The following is a 17648-nucleotide window of genomic DNA, read 5'->3' on the forward strand; positions in this document are numbered from 1 at the left end:
ATGACCGAACATGCTGCTCACGGCAGTCTCGCCATCAGGCGCAGAACCGATCATGCGCTCCCCTCAGGACACCGGAATCCGCCCAGTGTCCCACGCGCAGTGACGGATACAACCCTCAAAGTAGCGTCGCCTCGACGAAACCGCGTAGAACTTCGAGCCCGGTGCACACTCGGCCCGATCCGGACGTGACCGGCGGTGATCGCCGGGAACGGAGATGCGCAGGGGAATCCCATTCCGAACTGCGCGGGCACGGCGTCCGGCCGGCAATGCCCCCACCGGCCCGCCATCGGCGCGACGCCTATCCCGTAGCAGACTATTACGTTCCCATCTGACCACATCCGGCCAAACGAAGCGGGCCACGCGCGACCCCACCGGACCCGTCGGCGCACCGGCCGGCGCCGGGCCGTAAACCGCGGGCAAGGAAGCCCCGATATCCCGCCCAACGCGCGTTCACTCGAGTACAGAACAAGATCACTTGATTACATTGAGTGAACCGGCGCGTCTGATCAGCCCGTCCGGTTCCATTCCGGCGGATCGATACGCCGCGTACAGACCACGCCGAGAATCAGGAGAGGCAATGGCGCTTCCATCGACCCTCAGTCCGCGCGTCACGCGAACGGTCACCGCGCTTCCGGCGGTGGCCGCCCTCGCCGTCTGCATGACCGCCGCCCGGCCGGCCCAGGCCCAGGTCGCCCCGATGTCGGCCTTCTCCAACGGCGGTTTCGAGAACCCGGTCGTACCCGCGAACGGCTTCACGACCTTCACCGGCGGAAGCGACATCGGCGCCTGGCGGGTCGTCTCCGGGAACGTCGACGTGATCGGCTCCGGCTTCTGGCAGGCCGCGGAGGGGAACCAGTCCATCGACCTCGACGGGGACATGGCCGGAGCGATCGAGCAGTCGGTCCCGACCCGTCTCGGCGGTTGCTACAACCTCACGTTCTCGCTCGCCGGCAACCCGGACGGCGGACCCGCGCTCAAACGCGGCTATGTGCGCGTGGCGCAGCGCGGTTTCGGCCACTCATCGAGCCAGCGGAACTTCGCGTTCGACACGACCGGCAAGACCCGTGCGGACATGGGATACGTATCCCAGCGACTGAGGTTCCGCGCCCTGGGCTCCTCGGTCACCCTGACGTTCGGCAGCGCCACCGCCGGGGCCTTCGGCCCGGTCGTCGACGGGGTCTCGATCACCCCGACCCACCCGATGGACTGCCGCTTCGGCCACATCTGACACTCGCCGGCCGAAAGCCCCGCGACGACCACTTCCGAGGCCGTCACGGGGCTTTCGGCGTCTCCGGGAAGACGACGAGACCCGGATCAATGGAGGCGCAGGCCGGCGAGGAGGAGCCCGACCATGCGACGGGCGTCGTAGGAGGGGTCCTTGCCGGCGCCGATGCAGAGGTTGCCGACGGCCCGCATGAGTTCGAGGGCCTGGATGTCGGAGCGGATCCGCCCCGCCCGGGCGGCGGCGTCGAGCAGCTCCGCGCAGACGGGCACGAGGCGGTCGAGGAAATAGGCGTGCAGGGTCGCGAAGGCGGCGTCGTCGGACTGCAGCGCCTCGGCGAGGCCGTGCTTGGTGACCAGGAAGTCGACGAACAGATCGATCCACCGCGTTAGGGCGGTATGCGGCGAGTCGGCGTCCGCCAGCAGGGCCGGGCCCGCCTCTGCGCACGCCTCGACCTGGTGCCGGTACACGGCGACGACGAGATCGGCCCGTGTCGGGAAGTGGCGGTAGATCGTGCCGACGCCGACGCCCGCCTTGGCCGCGATGTCACGCACGGGCGCGTCGACGCCGGAGGCGACGAAGGCCGCGGCCGCCGCCTCCAGCAAAATCTCCTGGTTGCGCCGGGCATCGGCCCGCTTGCGAGGAGCCGGTGATCCCGGCCCGCTCCCGGTGTCGGCCACTGCGCCGTTACCTCCGTCACTCGCCTTGCCATCCGGAACGTTGTTCCGTATCGTCCTTAGCGGAACGTCGATCCGCTTACTTCCATGATGCCAGGCCGCGTCGTTCCTGACCATGCCGGGCATCACCGCTCACGCCACTTCTCACGGAGAGATCCCCATGCGTCACCTCGAAGAAGCCGCCGGCACGCCCGTTCCCGTCCTCTCGCTGCGCCCGGTGGTGCTACCGGCCCCGGGCCGGGGCGAGGACCTGCGGGTACGGGTATGGGCCCCGGTCACCGGCGGCGAACTGCCCGTCATCGTCCTCTCCCACGGATTCGGCCAGTCGATGGACGGCTACGCCCCGCTCGTCGACTTCTGGGCCGCCCACGGCTTCGCGGTCGTGCAGCCCACCCACCTCGACTCGCGGACGCTGAACGTCACGCCCGATGATCCGCGCTACTCGGAGATCTGGCGCATCCGGGTCGAGGACCTGACGCGGATCCTCGATCACCTCGACCTCATCGAGTCCTCCCTTCCCGGCCTCGCCGGGCGCCTGGACCGGGACCGCATCGCCGTCGCCGGGCACTCCTGGGGCGCCCAGACGGCGAGCATGCTGCTGGGCGCGCGGGTCATCGGCGCCGAAGGCGTCCCGGGCGAGAACATGTCCGACCCGCGGATCAAGGCCGGGGTGCTGCTCGCCCTGCCGGGCACCGGCGGCGACGACCTGACACCGTTCGCAGCCGAGCACCTCTCCTTCATGAACCCGGACTTCGCGGAGATGACCGCGCCCGCCCTGATGGTCGCGGGCGACAAGGACCAGTCCGCCCTGACCGTCCGGGGACCGGAGTGGTTCACGGACGGCTACCTCCTGAGCCCCAGGCCCAAGAGCCTGCTCACCCTGTTCGGGGCGGAGCACTCGCTGGGCGGGGTCGCCGGCTACGAGATCAAGGAGACGACGGACGAGGACCCCGAGCGCATCGCCCTGGTCCAGCGGGTCACGTCGGCCTACCTGCGCCACGCGCTCGGCATCGAGGACGCCGGCTGGGCCGCGGCGCGGAGGTCGCTGTCGGAGAGCGCCGCCCCGATAGGCCGCATCGAGTCGAAGTGATGAGCCGCGAACCGCACCGCCCGCCCCCGGCGGGGCGGGCGGCCGACCCCCGATCACCCGAGAGGATCACCGGCCCCCATGCCGAGCATCGGAATCATGACCGCCCCCATGCAGGTCGGCTACCACGACGTCCTGCGGGTCTGGCAGGAAGCGGACGCCATCCCCGAGATCGAGCACGCGTGGCTGTTCGACCACCTCATGCCCATCGGCGGTGACCCGGACGGACCGGCCTACGAAGGCTGGACGCTGCTCTCCGCCCTCGCCGCCCAGACCCGGCGGCTGCGTCTCGGTCTCCTCGTGACCAGCAACCGCTTCCGGCCACCCGCGATGCTGGCCAAGATCGCCACGACCGTGGACATCGTCTCCGGCGGGCGGCTCGACTTCGGCATCGGCGCGGGCTCACGTCCCGGCCACCCGCTGGCCCGGCGCGAGTACGAGGCGCACGGTCTGCCCTTCCACGACTTCGCCCACTCGGTGGAGCGCCTCTCCGAGGCGTGCACCGCCATCCGGCGGTTGTGGACCGAGAACGAGCCGTTCGACTTCGACGGTGCCCACGTCCGGCTCACCGGGGCGTTCGGCAGCCCCAAGCCGGTCCAGCGCCCCCACCCGCCGATCCTGATCGGCGGCCGGTCGTCCGCGACGCTACGTGTCGTCGCCGAACACGCCGACCTGTGGAACATCCCCGGCGGCGACATCGACGGCGTCGTCCGCCGCAGCGCGCTGCTGGACCGCTACTGCGCCGAGATCGGCCGCGACCCCGCCTCGATCACCCGCTCGATCCACCTGCCCGTCTCCTACGACCGGCCGCAGGCGACCCGGGAGGCGATCGCCGAGTCGGTCGCCGCCGGCTTCGAGCACGTCGTCCTCGGACTCCCGGCGCCCTACCCCGCCGGCGTCGCGCGGTGGGTCGTCGATGAACTCGTCACCACGCCGGCCTAGGCCGCCCTGTCTCGGCGGCCGATGCTCCGTCGGGTGGGGCGGGTGGGACTCGAACCCACGACCAAGGGATTATGAGTCCCCTGCTCTAACCGGCTGAGCTACCGCCCCGAGGGTAGCGAGTACCAAGCCCCACTACCTTGCCTGCCCGCAGACGCCCGCGCAACTCGGACACAGCCGAGTGCGCGGGCACCGCCGAAAGGTCGGCCGCCAGGGCCCGTCCCAGAGCTCTAGGCGTTCGCCGGGGCGGGCGTCGCCGTGTCTCCCGGCGCCGCCGGCGGGGGCACGGCGCCGGGTTCGGCCGGCCGCCGGTCGTCCAGGAGTGTCGTCTCGTCGAACGGCGCCCGTCCGGCGAGGACCTCGCGTGCGCGGTCGCGGTCGAACTCCTTGGTCAGCGTCCCGATGACGACGGTCGCGACCGCGTTGCCGGCGAAGTTGGTGACGGCGCGGGCCTCCGACATGAAGCGGTCGATGCCGACGATGAGGCCGACACCGTCGACCAGGTCGGGCCGGTGGGACTGCAGTCCGCCCGCGAGGGTGGCCAGGCCCGCTCCGGTGACGCCGGCGGCGCCCTTGGAGGCCACGATCATGAAGACGAGCAGCGAGATCTGCTGGCCGACGGACATGGGGGCGCCGGTCGCGGTGGCGATGAACAGGGACGCCATCGTCAGGTAGATGGCGGTGCCGTCGAGGTTGAAGGAGTACCCGGTCGAGACGGTGAGGCCGGAGACGGACCGGCCGACGCCGAGGTGCTCCATCTTCGCGATGAGGCGCGGCAGCGCGGTCTCGGAGGACGAGGTGGAGACGATCAGCAGGAACTCACGGCCGAGGTAGCGCAGGAGCGAGAAGACGTTGACGCGCGCCACGAGCCACAGCACCGCGCCCAGGACGACGAAGACGAAGATGGCGCAGGTGAGGTAGAAGCCGACCATGATGACGGCGAGGCTCTTGAGCGCGTCGACGCCGGTGGCGCCGACGACGGCCGCCATCGCGCCGAACGCGCCGACCGGAGCGGCCCACATCACGATCGCCAGGATCCGGAAGACCAGCCGCTGGATGTGCTCGATACCGCGGAGGATCGGCACGCCGGAGCGGCCCATCGACTGGAGGGCGAAGCCGGTGAGCAGCGCGATCAGCAGCGTCTGCAGGACCTGCCCCTCGGTGAAGGCCGACAGCAGGGTCTTCGGGATGACGCCGAGCAGGAAGTCGACGGCTCCCTCGCTCGCCCCGGTGGCCTGCGCGTGACCGGACTGGCGGAGCGCCGCGGTGAGATGCATGCCCGCGCCGGGGTGCAGCAGGTTGCCGACGATGAGCCCGATCGCCAGCGCGACGGTGGAGGTCAGAAGGAAGTAGCCGAGAGCGAGGCCGCCGACCGCCCCGACCTTGGCCGCCTTGGCCACCGAGCCGACTCCGAGCACGATCGTGCAGAAGATGATCGGGCTGATCATCATCTTGATGAGGTTGACGAAGCCGGTGCCCAGCGGTTTCAGCTCGACCGCGAACTTCGGGGCGGCCAGGCCGACGACGATGCCGGCGATCACGGCCGCCAGCACCGTCAGATAGAGCAGATGGGTGCGTTCGCGGCGTCGTCCGGGCGCACGGCCCTGGGCCTCGGCAGACATGTCCGGCTCCTTCTCAGCGGGGGAGATCTGCCAGGACTATGCGCAGGTATGTGGCCCGAGTCACGGTTGCGTTCATTTCGTTCACGGACGCCGGTCGTTCACATCATCGGAACCTGCGGTGCACACTTGCCTCCATGCGATGGGTCTCCCTGCCTGCGGGTCGACGGCATTGGAGCCTGGCCGGCCGGCTCTTCGTCATGCAGATCATCGTGGTGGCCGCGGTCGTCGCCGGCGGCGCGGTGCTCGCCTGTCTGCACGCCGCGGGGAGCACGGAGGAGTCGGCGCGGCGGCGGGTGACGGCCGTCGCCTCGAGCGTCGCGGACTCACCGGCCGTGGTCGCCGCCGTCGTGGGCCCGGATCCGTCGCGAGCGCTGCAACCGTACGCCGAGCAGGTTCGGCGGGACACCGGAGTGGCCTTCGTGACGATCATGAGCCCGGCCGGCATCCGGTACACCCATCCCAACCCGCGGATGATCGGCCGGCCGTTCCTCGGCCACACCGAGCCCGCGCTGGCCGGCCGTGCCTTCACCGAGACCTTCACCGGGACGCTGGGGCCGTCGGTGCGGAGCGTCTCCCCGGTGTTCGACCGTGGCCATCGGGTCGTCGCGCTGGTCAGTACGGGGATCACGGTGCGGATCCTCGATCGCCAGGTCCGCGACCAACTGCTGGCGCTGATCCTGCTCGCCCTGCTCGCGCTCGCGGTGGGCGGTGCCGGAACGTACCTCGTCAACGTGCGGCTGCGGCGACACACCCACGGGATGGACGCGGCGCAGCTCGGCCGCATGTACGAGTACCACAACGCGATCCTGCACACCGTACGGGAGGGGCTGCTCCTGCTCGACCCGCACGCCAGGGTCGCCCTCGCCAACGGCGCCGCCCGGGAACTGCTCCGCCTGCCGGAGGACGTGGAGGAACGCGAGGTCGGCGAGCTGGCCCTGCCGGAGAGCCTGCGGGCCTGCCTCTCCTCCGGCCGCCCGTGCGTCGACGAGATCCACGTGACCCGGGAGCACGTCGTCGTGGTCAACAAGTCGGCCGTCACCTCGGGCACGCGCGACCTCGGCAGCGTGGTGACCCTGCGGGACCACACCGAATTGCAGGCGCTCAGCGGCGAACTCGACTCGGTACGGGGATTCGCCGAGTCGCTGCGGTCCCAGACGCATGAAGCGGCCAACCGGCTGCACACGGTGGTCTCGCTCATCGAGCTCGGACGGCCCGAGGAGGCGATCGAGTTCGCCACGGCCGAACTGGAGCTGACCCAGCGCCTCACGGACCGGGTCGTGAGCGCGGTCGCGGAGCCGGTGGTGGCGGCACTACTGCTCGGCAAGGCCGCGCAGGCCAACGAGCGGGGGGTCGAACTGGTCGTCACACCGGACACCGAGATCGGCGACAGCATGATCCCCGAGACGCTGGGCTCCCGCGACCTGGTGACGATCCTGGGCAACCTGATCGACAACGCCGTCGACGCCGCCATGGAGGCCGGTGGCGACGCCCCCCGCGTGTTCGTCACCGCCCGTGTCTCGGGTGACCGGCTGCTGCTCCGGGTCGCCGACACGGGCGGCGGTGTCGGCGCGGACGCGGTGGAGGAGATCTTCGATCGCGGCTGGTCGACGAAGGACGGGACTCGCCCGGCCCGGCGCGGCCTGGGGCTGGCCCTGGTCGCCCAGGTGACCGCCCGCCACGGTGGGCGGGTCGAGGTGGGCCGGGAGATCGGCGCGGTGTTCACCGTGACACTGCCGTTGGCGCGAGAGGCGATGGCATGATCAGCGTCCTCGTAGTCGAGGACGATCCGGTGGCCGCGGACGCGCACCGGATGTACGTCGAGCGGGTGCCCGGCTTCGAGGTCGTGGGCGTCGCGCACTCGGGGGCGGAGGCGGTCCGGTCGCTGGAGCGGCGGCCGGCCGATCTTCTGCTCCTGGATTTCTATCTGCCGGACTGTCATGGGCTGCAGCTCTGCCGGCGGCTCCGTGCCGCCGGGAACCTGGCTGATGTGATCGCCGTGACCTCGGCCCGTGATCTGACCGCCGTACGCGCGGCGGTCTCGATCGGCGTCGTGCAGTATCTCCTCAAGCCGTTCACCTTCGCCACGCTCCGTGCCAAGCTCGAGCGTTACGCGCGCTTCCACGCGACGGTCACCGGGGCGGGCCAGGCGGCCGACCAGCAGGAGGTCGACCGGGCGATCGCCACGCTACGGAGCGCGGACCGGCCCGCGCTGCCCAAGGGGATGAGCGCCTCGACGCTGGAGACCGTGACGGCCGCCCTGCGCACCGCGGAGGAAGGCCTGACGGCCGGTGCGGTCGCGGCCGCCACGGGGTTGTCCCGTATCACCGCCCGCCGCTATCTGGAGTATCTCGTCGACGGCGGGCAGGCGATACGGACCCCGCGGTACGGCCAGGTCGGCCGGCCGGAGCTGCACTACCGCTGGTCTCCCGGATGAGGTCCGGCCGGGCCGGAACCACCTCCGCCCGAACGGCGCCGTGCCCGCCGGTACTCGGCCCATGCCGCCCGTCCCCACCGCTCCATCCGCGCCAGCAGGCCGGGCGCCTCCTCATCGAGGATCCCGGTCGGCGGTGGAGGTGGCGTGGCATGCCGCATGAGCGACTGGAAGAAGCGGCAGGCCGTGTCCTCCTCGAGGAAGTCACGGATCGGCGTGTACGCGCCGCGCTCGCAGATTCCGACGACCCATCGCCCCGCCTCCCCGCGGAGATAGGGGAAGGCCTCCGGGAGCCGGTCGGGCTCGTGCACGCCCTGGATCTGGTACTCCCGGAGACCGGCGCGGGACAGTGTCGCCGCGAGTTCCCGTCGGTTCACGCTCGTCAGATGACCCGCTTCAGGAACCCGTGGTCCACGAGCCACGGGATGAACGGCGCGGTCGCCCCGGCGGGCAGATAGGCGGGGTTGATGGCGTACTGCAGGCCTCCGCCCGGCTGCTCGAACCAGGGCGCGGCCGGTCCGCCGTCCACGTCGAACGACTTGAGGACCCGGTAGAGGTGGTAGTTGCAGACGTGCGCCGGGTCGTCCGCCGGGGTGTTCAGGCTGTCCGGCGGAAGCGCGCGCTCGATGAACCAGGTCCCGCCGGCGCCGAGGAAGCGGCCGAACTCGTTACCGAATCGGTCGATGTACTGCGTGGGGAAGAGCGTCAGCCTGAAGCGCAGCAACTGCCCCTGGCTGTTCCGGGCGAATCCGTCGTCCGGCGGGAAGATCCAGCCGGTGGCGGACCGGTATTTGGCGAGGAACTGCTCCGGCGTCAACCCGCCATAACGGATGTAGTGGAAGAGCAGCGAGCCGATGAGTCCCTTTCGCGGGAGGAAGACGGGGCCGAGGAGGGGATTTCCCCTGACGAAGGGTGGCCCGCATACGACCCGGCGCGCCGGTCTGGGGGTGACCGGGCGGCGGTGCCGTATCCGCTGCTCCTGGCCGGTCTCCTCTTCTTCTTCCTCCTCGGATCCGCGGATCACCTCGGCGGGCGGTACGCCGTCCGATCCACCCGGCACTGAGGCGACCGCCGAGGGCACGCAGTCGTTCTGTTTCGCCACGGACGGGTGCAGCGGGTCCGCGGAGACGCAGGGCACGCCCGGGGACACCGTGTCGGGACGGGCGGTGTCCGCGTCGGCGGGCGGTGTGGACATGGCGAGCGCGACCGTGAGACCGAGCGTCGCGGCCGCGGCCGCCCCTCGGCGGAAACCCCGTGCCGGCTGTCGCGAGAACTGCATCGACTCTCCTATTACGTCACCGGTCCCCCATTTCGGGGACTGACTTCGGCGAGTCGACCCTTGGTCCGGATATGTCCTCGGCTACGGCGCGCGGCACCGCAGGCGGCGTATGCCGGGAATTGGAATAGGCCACTCCGGACCGCGTCCGCGGTCGTTCGCCGCTGAGTGATTACCCGGCCGCTCAATTAGAAGATCACCGCCCGCGGCAATCGACCGGCAAAGGCTACGAGCGGAATTCACCGGAATTCCGGCGAGCAGCGCTCGGTGCCATATCCGCGGACGCGTTCGGGCACGGACGGCCGACCGGAGGAAACGGCGCCACACACGTCACCGCCCTTTCCGTACGGAAGCGGGAGCGGCCCCCGGGCTGGGACCGTCCGGGACACGGCATCTGGAGGGGACGCGACGCCGGGGAGGGGACACGACGCCTCGGAGGAGACGACGCCTGAGGGGGCAGGGCGCGTCACCCCGTCGTGGGCGGCACCCGGCCGGCGCCCTGCCAGGCCCGGGCGACTGCGGCGGGTGGTCGCCGATCGGGCGTGAGGTGCGCTTGGGACGCGCATTTGCACGTGCATTTGATTGTGCATCAGTTCTTGCATCCAGCGCCCGGGCGGGGGAAGATAGCCGATCAAGCCCTACTCGGCCCGCCCGAGTCGTCTGGAGGCCGCCAGATGCCCCCCTATCGCACGAGCTGTACCTCTACCAGGCACGAGTTCGCCGAGGAGACCCCCTCTCCGGCGAGCGTGCGCGACAGCGCTTACGTGCTGCCCAAGCTCGCGGCGTACGGTTCGGTGTTCGGCCACTCACCGGACGCGATGTGCCCGCTGCGGGCCAACGGCGCCGCCCCCGGCATGGCACGCGAGTTCACGATCGCCACGCTGCGGGCCTGGGGGCTGGCCGACCTGGCGGACGACGCGACGGTCATCGTCTCCGAACTGGTCACCAACGCCCTGCGCTACGGCCTGCCCGCCGGCTTCGTGACCACCGACGACCGGCCGATCAGGCTGACCCTCGTCCGCCACGGCTCGCTGGTCGTGTGCGTCGTCGCGGACGCCAGCCGCCAGGAACCCCTCGTACGCGACCCGTGCGACATCGCCGAGAACGGCCGCGGGATGCACGTCATCGAAGCCCTCAGCTGTACGTGGGGCTGGACACCCCTGCCCCGGGCCGGCAAGGCGGTGTGGGCCGCCCTCACCGTCCCGCAGGCGTGAGAATCTCCTTCGCCGGCATGCCCGCCGGGGTAACAATCTGATCACCCGGACCCCGACCTGTCGTTGACCAGGTGAAGCCCGAAACTCCGACGAGGACGCCGGAAGGCCTGTCTCGGTAAACTACCGTCGACGACCTCTCGGGTCAGTTGGGTCGCGAAGTACCGCCACCTCAAGGAAACGGTATGGATCGTCATGTCGGCGCCTCGACCGGTGCATCGTCGGCGGCGGGCACGACATGACGGGTGAGATCAACCCCCCGCTGGTCGGGCGCCGCGACGTTCTCGACGGCCTCGAAACGCTCCTCGACGACGCCGGTGACGGCGCCTTCGCCTTCGTGGGCCTGGCCGGAGACCCCGGCGCGGGAAAGACGCGGCTGCTCGACGAACTGGCCGCCGAGGCCGCCCGGCGCCGGCTGCCCGTTCTGTCCGGGCGGGCCACCGAGTTCGAGGAGATGCCGTTCGGCGCCGTGCTGGACGCGCTGGACGACCGCCTGGAGACCGTCGCGAAGGAGTTGCCCGACCGGCTCGGCGCATCGGCGGCCGGGATACTGGCCACGATCTTCCCCGCGCTCTCCGTCACGGCGACCGCCGATGTCAACGCGATCGCGTCCGCCACCGGCCGGTACCACCTGTACCGCGCCGTCCGGCGGCTGCTGGAGGAGCTGGCCGCGCCCGACGGTCTGGTGCTCATCCTCGACGACGTGCACTGGGCCGACGAGGCGACGGTCGAGTTGCTCGACCACCTGGCGCGTCACCCGCCGCGCGGACGGCTGCTCGTGTCGGTGGCCTACCGGCCGGCCCAGTCCTCGCCCCGGCTGGCCGCGCTGATGGAGATCGCGACACGGATTCCGGTGGATCCGCTCAGCGAGGCCGAGGTCGGCGAGCTCCTCGGCCCGAAGGTCAACCGCGCGCGCCGCAGGGCCCTGTACGAGGCCAGCGGCGGCAACCCCTTCTACCTCGACGCGCTGGCCCGCATGGGAACGAGCGACGGAACGCTCGACGGCACCGGCGAGCCGGCGGAGATCGGCGAGCTGCCCCCGGCCGTGCGCGCGGCGCTGGGCATGGAGCTCAGCGGCCTGTCCGCCACCGCCCTGCTCGTCGCGCAGGCCGCCGCCGTGGCCGCCGACGAGTTCGAACCCGCCTTCGTCGCGGTGACGGCCGAGACGTCCGAGGACCGCACCCTGCAGGCCATCAACGAGCTGGTCGCCCGTGACATCGTGCGGCCGGCGGCATCGGGCCGGTTCCGGTTCCGGCATCCGCTCGTCCGGCACGCGGCGTACGAGTCCGCGGCGGCGGGCTGGCGGCACGCCGTGCACGCCCGGATCGCCGACCGGCTGGCGGACCTGCGCGCCCCGGCGAGGGCGCGGGCCCCGCATGTCGAGCGTTCCGCCAGGATCGGTGACCAGGCCGCCATCGCGACGCTCGTCGAGGCGGCCCGCTCCGTCGCGGCACAGGCTCCCGCGACCGCCGCGCACTGGCTGGAGGAGGCGCTGCGGCTCGTCCCGGAGACCCCCGACATGAGGCTGGCGCTGCTCCTGGAGCTCGCGCGGGCGCAGGCGGTCAGCGGCCGGATCTCCGAGGGGAAGGACACCGCACGGGAGCTGCTGCGCCTGCTGCCGCCCGACGACTTCCCGCGCCGTGCCCGGGCCGCGCGGCTGTGCGGCATCATGGAACGCCAGCTCGACCGGCCGCACGAGGCCCGGGCGCTCCTCCTCGACGAGCTGCGGCGGATCCCCGACACCCAGGCGCCGGCCGCCGTCGAGCTCCGCGTGCGGCTGGTGACCGAGAGCCTGATGCGCAGCGACTTCCGCGCCGCGCAGGCCGTGCTCGACCTGATGCCGGAGAGCGCGGACGGCTGGGAGCCCAGCCTGGTGCTGGCGGTCGCCGCCGTACGCCCGATGCCCGCCTACGCCGCCGGGCTGATCGACGACGCCGCCCGCTACGCGACGAAGGCCGCCGATCTCATGGCGGTCGCGCCGGACGACCACCTCGCCGACTGGCTCGACACGGACATCTGGCTGGGCTGGCTGGAGCTGATGATGGGCCGGTACGCCGACGCCCTGCAGCACTTCGGCCGGTTCCTGACGGTGGCCCGCGACACCGGCCAGAGCTCCATGCTGCCGCACATCATGGCCGGTCAGGCGCAGACGCTGACCATCCTCGGCCGGCTGGAGGAGGCGGCGGCCGCCGCCGAGGAGGCCGCCGAGGTGGCCCGCCTCCTGCGCTCGAACGAGTCGCTGGGCTTCGCGATGACGCAGCAGTGCCTGGCGGCGAGCTGGTCCGGTGACCACGAGGCCGCCGTACGCCTCGGTGAGGAGCTCGCCGGCCTGAGACTCGGCCGCGGGGAATGGTGGGCCGCGATGGCCCGGTACGCCCGCGGAATGGCGCTGATCCACACCGGGCGACTGGACGAGGGCGCCGAGGAGCTCATCGCCGCCTGCGGCGACTTCGACGACCCCCAGCTCGACCCCGGCACGCTGATGGCCTGTTGCGAGACGCTGGCCGACGTGGACGCCGCCCGCGGCCGGCCGCAGGACGCCACGGGCTGGGCGGACCGCGCCGACGTGCTCGCCCGGTCCGGTCTGGAGACGAACGGCGGCTTCGCCATGCTGGCCCGCGCGCACGCGCTGACGGCGTCCGCACCGGACGTGGCCGCCGAACAGGCCCAGGCCGCGGCCGCCATCCTCGACAAGGGCGGCATGCGGATCCACGCCGGGCGGGCGCGGCTCCGCGCCGGGATCGCCTACACCGCGGCCGGTGAACGCGCCCAGGCCCGGGCCGAGCTCGGCGCCGCCGCCGAGACCTTCACCGCCTGCGGCGCCCGTACCCTCCACGCCCAGGCGGTGCAGGCGCAGCGCAGGGTCGGCGTCCGCGTACCGGGCGCGACCCGCCGGGCGGGCGGCCCGCACGGGTTGTCGCCGCGGGAGTTCGAGGTGGCGACGCTCGTCGCCGAGGGATGCACGAACCAGCAGATCGCCGAACGCCTGTTCCTCAGCATCCGGACGGTCGAGACGCACATGTCGCACATCTTCGCCAAGCTCGGTGTGTCGTCGCGTGTCGGTATCGTCAGCGCGCTGAACCAGAACCCTTAGTCCCCGTAGGGGGAAATCAGGGTTTACCACGATGCCGCACGCACCCGCGCGCCTGCCATCGTGTGTGCGGAGGCAGGGAGGTGAACGGCATGGAGGATCGTGTTCCGGCGCGATACACCCTCGAGGGTGTGACCGGAGCCGAGGTGTCCGTGCACCCGTTCGCGACGGACGACGGCCTCGGTCTCAACCTGACGCGCTTCCGCCGTGCGGACTGCGACGACGTCGTGCTCCTGCTGCACGGGCTCACGGCGTCCATCGACATGTTCATCATGCCCGAGCACCGGAACCTGGTGACCGTCCTGCTGGACAACGGGTTCACCGACGTGTGGGCGCTCGACTTCCGCATGAGCTCCCGCTTGCCGTACGACGCCGAGACGCACCGCTACACGCTCGACGACATCGCGGCCTGGGATCATCCGGCGGCCCTGCGCGAGCTGCGCCGGCACGTCGGCAACCGGCGGGTGCACGTGATCGCGCACTGCCTCGGGTCGGTGTCGTTCTCGATGAGCCTGTTCGGCGGTGCCCTGGACGGCGTCGCGAGCCTCGTCAGCAACAGCGTCTCCCTGACCCCGCGCGTGCCCACCTGGTCGCGGTGCAAGCTCGCGGCCGGCCCGGGTCTGTCGGAGTACCTCATCGGCCTGTCGTACCTCGACTCGCGCTTCGGCGCGGCGCCGCCGCTCACCCGCGGCTGGATGGTCTCCCGCATGGTCTCGCTGTTCCACCGCGAGTGCGACGTCCGCGACTGCCACATGATCAGCTTTATGTGGGGCAGCGGTCATCCCGCCCTGTACGAGCACGAGAACCTCGCGCCCGTCACCCATCAGCGGATCGCGGACCTGCTCGGCCCGACCGGAGTGCACTACTTCCGGCACATCCGCAAGATGGTGGCGGCCGGCCAGGCGGTCAAGTACGACCCGGCAGACCCTCGCCACGCCGCCCTGCCCGACGCCTACCTGACGCGGGCCGGCGGGGTGGCCACCCCGATCCTGTTCCTGTCGGGTGACGCCAACCGTGTCTTCCCGGGGGCGAACGCCTCCTGTCACGAGGCACTCGAGCGGGTTCGCCCCGGGCTGCAGGAGTTCGCCTCCCTTCCCGGCTACGGCCACATCGACCCCTTCATCGGCGAGAACGCCCACGTGGACGTCTTCCCCAAGATCCTCGACTTCCTGCAGCGGCAGACCTCGCGAGCAAGCGAGCCCATGAGCGCAGCACCTCTGGTCACCCCTCCGACGAAGGAGGATTCGCGCGCGAGCGCAGCGAGTGAGCCCATGAGCGCAGCACCTCTGGTCACCCCTCCGACGAAGGAGGATTCATGAACTCCGAGCACGCCGATGTCGTCGTGGTCGGTTCCGGCTTCGGCGGCTCCGTCGCCGCCTACCGCCTGGCCGAGGCGGGTCTGTCGGTGGTGGTCCTCGAACGGGGGCAGGACTACCCGCCCGGCACCTTCGCCCGCACCCCGGCGCAGATGAGCCGCGCCTTCTGGGACCCGGCCGAGGGGCTGTACGGCCTGTACGACGTCTGGGCCTTCCGGGGGTTCGACTCGGTCGTCTCCAGCGGCCTGGGCGGCGGTTCGCTGATCTACGCCAACGTCCTGCTCCGCAAGGACGAGAAGTGGTTCGTCGAGGAGCAGGCGCTGCCCGGGGGCGGGTACGAGACCTGGCCGGTGAGCCGCGCGGAGCTGGACCCGCACTACGACGCGGTCGAGGGCATGCTCGGGGGCACGCCCTACCCGCTGGACCATCCTTCCTTCGCGACGACCGCGAAGGCCCACGCGATGCAGGACGCGGCGGCCGAGCTCGGGCTCGACTGGCAGCTGCCGTCACTGGCGGTCAGCTTCGCACCGACGCCGGGGGCCGAGCCCGGGCTCGGGCTGCCCATCGCCGAACCCTCGTTCGGCAACCTGCACGGCGTGCCGCGCAACACCTGCCGCCTCTGCGGCGAGTGCTACCTGGGCTGCAACGACGGGTCCAAGAACAGCCTGGACCACACGTACCTGTCGGCCGCCAAGCACCACGGCGCGGACCTGCGCACTCTGCACGAGGTACGCGGGATCAGGCCGCGCCCGGAGGGCGGCTACGAGGTCGACTACGTCCGGCACGACCCCCTCACGAAGGCGCGCGGACCGGAGCCGCGGACCATCTCCTGCGACCGCCTGGTGCTGGCCGCCGGCGCGTACGGCACGACGCACCTCCTGCTGCGCGACAAGGAACGGTTCCCGGGGCTGAGCGACGCGCTCGGCACCCGGTTCACCGGCAACGGTGACCTGCTGACCTTCCTGCTGCGGGCCAAGGACCGGGACCGGATCCGGCCGCTCGACGCGAGCCGCGGCCCGACGATCACCAGCGCGATCCGGCTCCCCGACGAGGTCGACGGCGTGCCGGGCGCGGGGCGCGGCGCCTACATCGAGGACGGTGGCTACCCGGACTTCGTCGGCTGGATGGTGGAGCAGGCCGACGTCGCGCACGAGGTCGCGCGGGTCGTCCGCCTGATGGTCGACCGGTTCGTCTCGTTCATCTCCGGCGCGCCCGACACCAACATGTCCAGCGAGCTGTCCCAGCTGATCGGCGACGGGGCGGTGTCGGTCAGCTCGCTGCCGCTGCTCGGCATGGGCCGCGACGTCCCGGACGGCGTGCTGCGCCTGCGCGGCGGGCGGCTGCACGCCGACTGGACGACCAAGACGAGCGAGGAGTACTTCGCGCGGCTGCGTTCCACGATGAAGCGGATCGCCGCCGTGCTCGGTGCGACCTACGCCGACAACCCGATCTGGTTCCGCAAGCGCATCATCACGGTGCACCCGGGGGGCGGGGCACCGATGGGGCGTACCCCCGCCGAGGGGGTCTGCGATCCGTTCGGGGAGGTGCACGGGTTCCCCGGCCTGTACATCGCGGACGGGGCGGCACTGCCCGGCGCGGTCGGGCCGAACCCGTCACTGACGATCGCGGCGCTGTCCGACCGGATGTGCACGCGGTTGCTGGAGAACGCCGGGCGCGCTCACGGGACGCGCCCGGTCGGAGGGGCGGTGAACGACACGACGCGTGTTCCCGAGGTCGGCAGGGGTGCCGCGGAGCGCACGTCGCTGTCGTTCACCGAGGAGATGAAGGGGTTCTACGCCGAGGGTGAGCACGCTCCCGGGGCGGGGGAGCAGGCGGGCCGGCAGCACGGGCATCGACTCGGGTTCCGGCTCACCATCACCGTCGACGACGTGGACCGCTTCCTGGAGGAGCCCGGGCACACGGCACGGGCCGAGGGATGGATCGACGCCGATGTCTGCGGGGGCCGGTGTCACATCCAGCGGGGCTGGTTCAACCTGTTCTGTCCGGGGAGTGCGCCGGACCGCAAGCTCATGCGGTATCGCCTGCACTTCACCGACTCCACGGGCCGGCCCCGCACCCTCTCCGGGTGGAAGGACATCCGCCACCGCGCGGCGACGCGCGTCTGGCCGGACACCACGACGCTGTTCTTCCGCGTCTTCGAGGGGCACGTGATGGAGGGCTGCGACGACGACGCGGCCATCGCGGGCGCCGGCATCCTCCGCCTGGGCCTGGACGACTTCGCCCGGCAGCTCACCACCTTCCGTACGGAGGGCCCGGACGGTCTGCCCGCCCTGGAGCGCTTCGGCCACTTCTTCCTGAGTGAGCTCTGGGACGTCTACCGCCCCAAGATCTTCAACGGTCACACCCGGGACGCCGAAGACGGCCTCCAGGCCGCCGAGGCCGTCGCGAACCCCGAGATCGTCACCGCGAACTCACCGGCCGCGCCCGCCGAGACCACCAGGAACGCGCAGGCCGTGACGAACGGCGCGGCCGTCGCGGACGCAGAGATCGTCGCCGCGTCCCAGGGCGCGGCGGAGTCCGAGGGCGCCGCGGCGGGCAACGAACCGAGCCCGGCCTAGCGACGCGGGACGAAAAGGGACCCCACGACGCGGCGGCCGGGATCCCGCGACGGGGAGTGTCGCCACGATTCCGCCGCGGTGTCGTGGCCATGGACACGTCACGTCACTCGGCCCGCCCGGCGGGGGGCGGGCCGAGTGGCGGGCGGGCCGGCGGCCGGGCGCACCGGCCGTCGGCGCGGTGGAGACGGGCGCGGGGC

The 17648-nt window shown here is 71.6% G+C and carries 13 protein-coding genes and 1 tRNA gene; 9 read left to right on the forward strand and 5 right to left on the reverse strand.

Features of this window, described 5'->3' with window-relative positions; translation table 11 throughout:
• Positions 1-577 precede the first annotated feature (577 nt).
• Positions 578-1228, forward strand: a complete 651-nt coding sequence (locus NE235_RS36645; protein ID WP_252811441.1) for a choice-of-anchor C family protein — start codon at positions 578-580, stop codon at positions 1226-1228.
• Positions 1229-1314: 86 nt separating this feature from the next.
• Here the strand turns inward: NE235_RS36645 and NE235_RS36650 are convergent, their stop codons facing one another.
• Positions 1315-1902 (reverse strand): TetR/AcrR family transcriptional regulator, encoded by a 588-nt coding sequence (locus tag NE235_RS36650; protein ID WP_252811443.1) that lies wholly within the window; start codon positions 1900-1902, stop codon positions 1315-1317.
• Positions 1903-2059: 157 nt separating this feature from the next.
• Here NE235_RS36650 and NE235_RS36655 point away from each other — a divergent pair, with 157 nt between their 5' ends.
• Together NE235_RS36655 and NE235_RS36660 are read left to right on the forward strand one after the other, a co-directional pair.
• Positions 2060-2989: an alpha/beta hydrolase family protein gene (locus NE235_RS36655; protein WP_252811445.1), complete on the forward strand. Its 930-nt coding sequence runs from the start codon at positions 2060-2062 to the stop codon at positions 2987-2989.
• Between the two features lie 96 nt (positions 2990-3085).
• On the forward strand, positions 3086-3928 hold the full coding sequence (locus tag NE235_RS36660) for an LLM class flavin-dependent oxidoreductase (RefSeq protein ID WP_252811447.1): 843 nt from the start codon (positions 3086-3088) through the stop codon (positions 3926-3928).
• A gap of 34 nt (positions 3929-3962) precedes the next feature.
• Here NE235_RS36660 and NE235_RS36665 read toward each other — a convergent pair.
• Positions 3963-4036 (reverse strand) — tRNA-Ile (locus tag NE235_RS36665).
• A gap of 119 nt (positions 4037-4155) precedes the next feature.
• A complete protein-coding gene (locus tag NE235_RS36670; RefSeq protein ID WP_252811449.1) occupies positions 4156-5547 on the reverse strand; it encodes a cation:dicarboxylate symporter family transporter in 1392 nt (463 codons plus the stop codon).
• Positions 5548-5681: 134 nt separating this feature from the next.
• Here NE235_RS36670 and NE235_RS36675 point away from each other — a divergent pair, with 134 nt between their 5' ends.
• Both NE235_RS36675 and NE235_RS36680 read left to right on the forward strand, forming a co-directional pair.
• Positions 5682-7307, forward strand: a complete 1626-nt coding sequence (locus NE235_RS36675; RefSeq protein ID WP_252811451.1) for a sensor histidine kinase — start codon at positions 5682-5684, stop codon at positions 7305-7307.
• Positions 7304-7981: a response regulator gene (locus NE235_RS36680; RefSeq protein ID WP_252811452.1), complete on the forward strand. Its 678-nt coding sequence runs from the start codon at positions 7304-7306 to the stop codon at positions 7979-7981. The genes NE235_RS36675 and NE235_RS36680 overlap by 4 nt, the downstream gene beginning before the upstream one ends.
• Here NE235_RS36680 and NE235_RS36685 read toward each other — a convergent pair.
• The gene (locus NE235_RS36685; protein ID WP_252811456.1) at positions 7960-8355 is read right to left on the reverse strand and encodes a hypothetical protein; all 396 of its coding nucleotides are present in this window, start codon (positions 8353-8355) and stop codon (positions 7960-7962) included. The two genes, NE235_RS36680 and NE235_RS36685, sit on opposite strands and share 22 nt — an antisense overlap.
• A 5-nt stretch (positions 8356-8360) precedes the next feature.
• Positions 8361-9257, reverse strand: a complete 897-nt coding sequence (locus NE235_RS36690) for a TNT domain-containing protein (RefSeq protein WP_252811458.1) — start codon at positions 9255-9257, stop codon at positions 8361-8363.
• Between the two features lie 743 nt (positions 9258-10000).
• On the opposite strand from NE235_RS36690, the gene NE235_RS36695 reads away from it, so the two are divergent.
• From NE235_RS36695 to NE235_RS36710, 4 genes are all read left to right on the forward strand, one after another.
• A complete protein-coding gene (locus NE235_RS36695) occupies positions 10001-10468 on the forward strand; it encodes an ATP-binding protein (RefSeq protein ID WP_252811460.1) in 468 nt (155 codons plus the stop codon).
• 235 nt (positions 10469-10703) lie between these two features.
• Entirely contained in the window at positions 10704-13559 is a 2856-nt protein-coding gene (locus NE235_RS36700; protein ID WP_252811462.1) for a helix-turn-helix transcriptional regulator, read from the forward strand.
• 89 nt (positions 13560-13648) lie between these two features.
• A complete protein-coding gene (locus NE235_RS36705; RefSeq protein WP_252811464.1) occupies positions 13649-14875 on the forward strand; it encodes an alpha/beta fold hydrolase in 1227 nt (408 codons plus the stop codon).
• Entirely contained in the window at positions 14872-17451 is a 2580-nt protein-coding gene (locus NE235_RS36710) for an FAD-dependent oxidoreductase (RefSeq protein ID WP_252811466.1), read from the forward strand. Before NE235_RS36705 ends, NE235_RS36710 begins: the two co-directional genes overlap by 4 nt.
• Positions 17452-17648: the final 197 nt, after the last annotated feature.

It is taken from the genome of Actinoallomurus spadix (assembly GCF_024055725.1).
GTDB classification, from domain to species: Bacteria; Actinomycetota; Actinomycetes; order Streptosporangiales; family Streptosporangiaceae; genus Actinoallomurus; species Actinoallomurus spadix.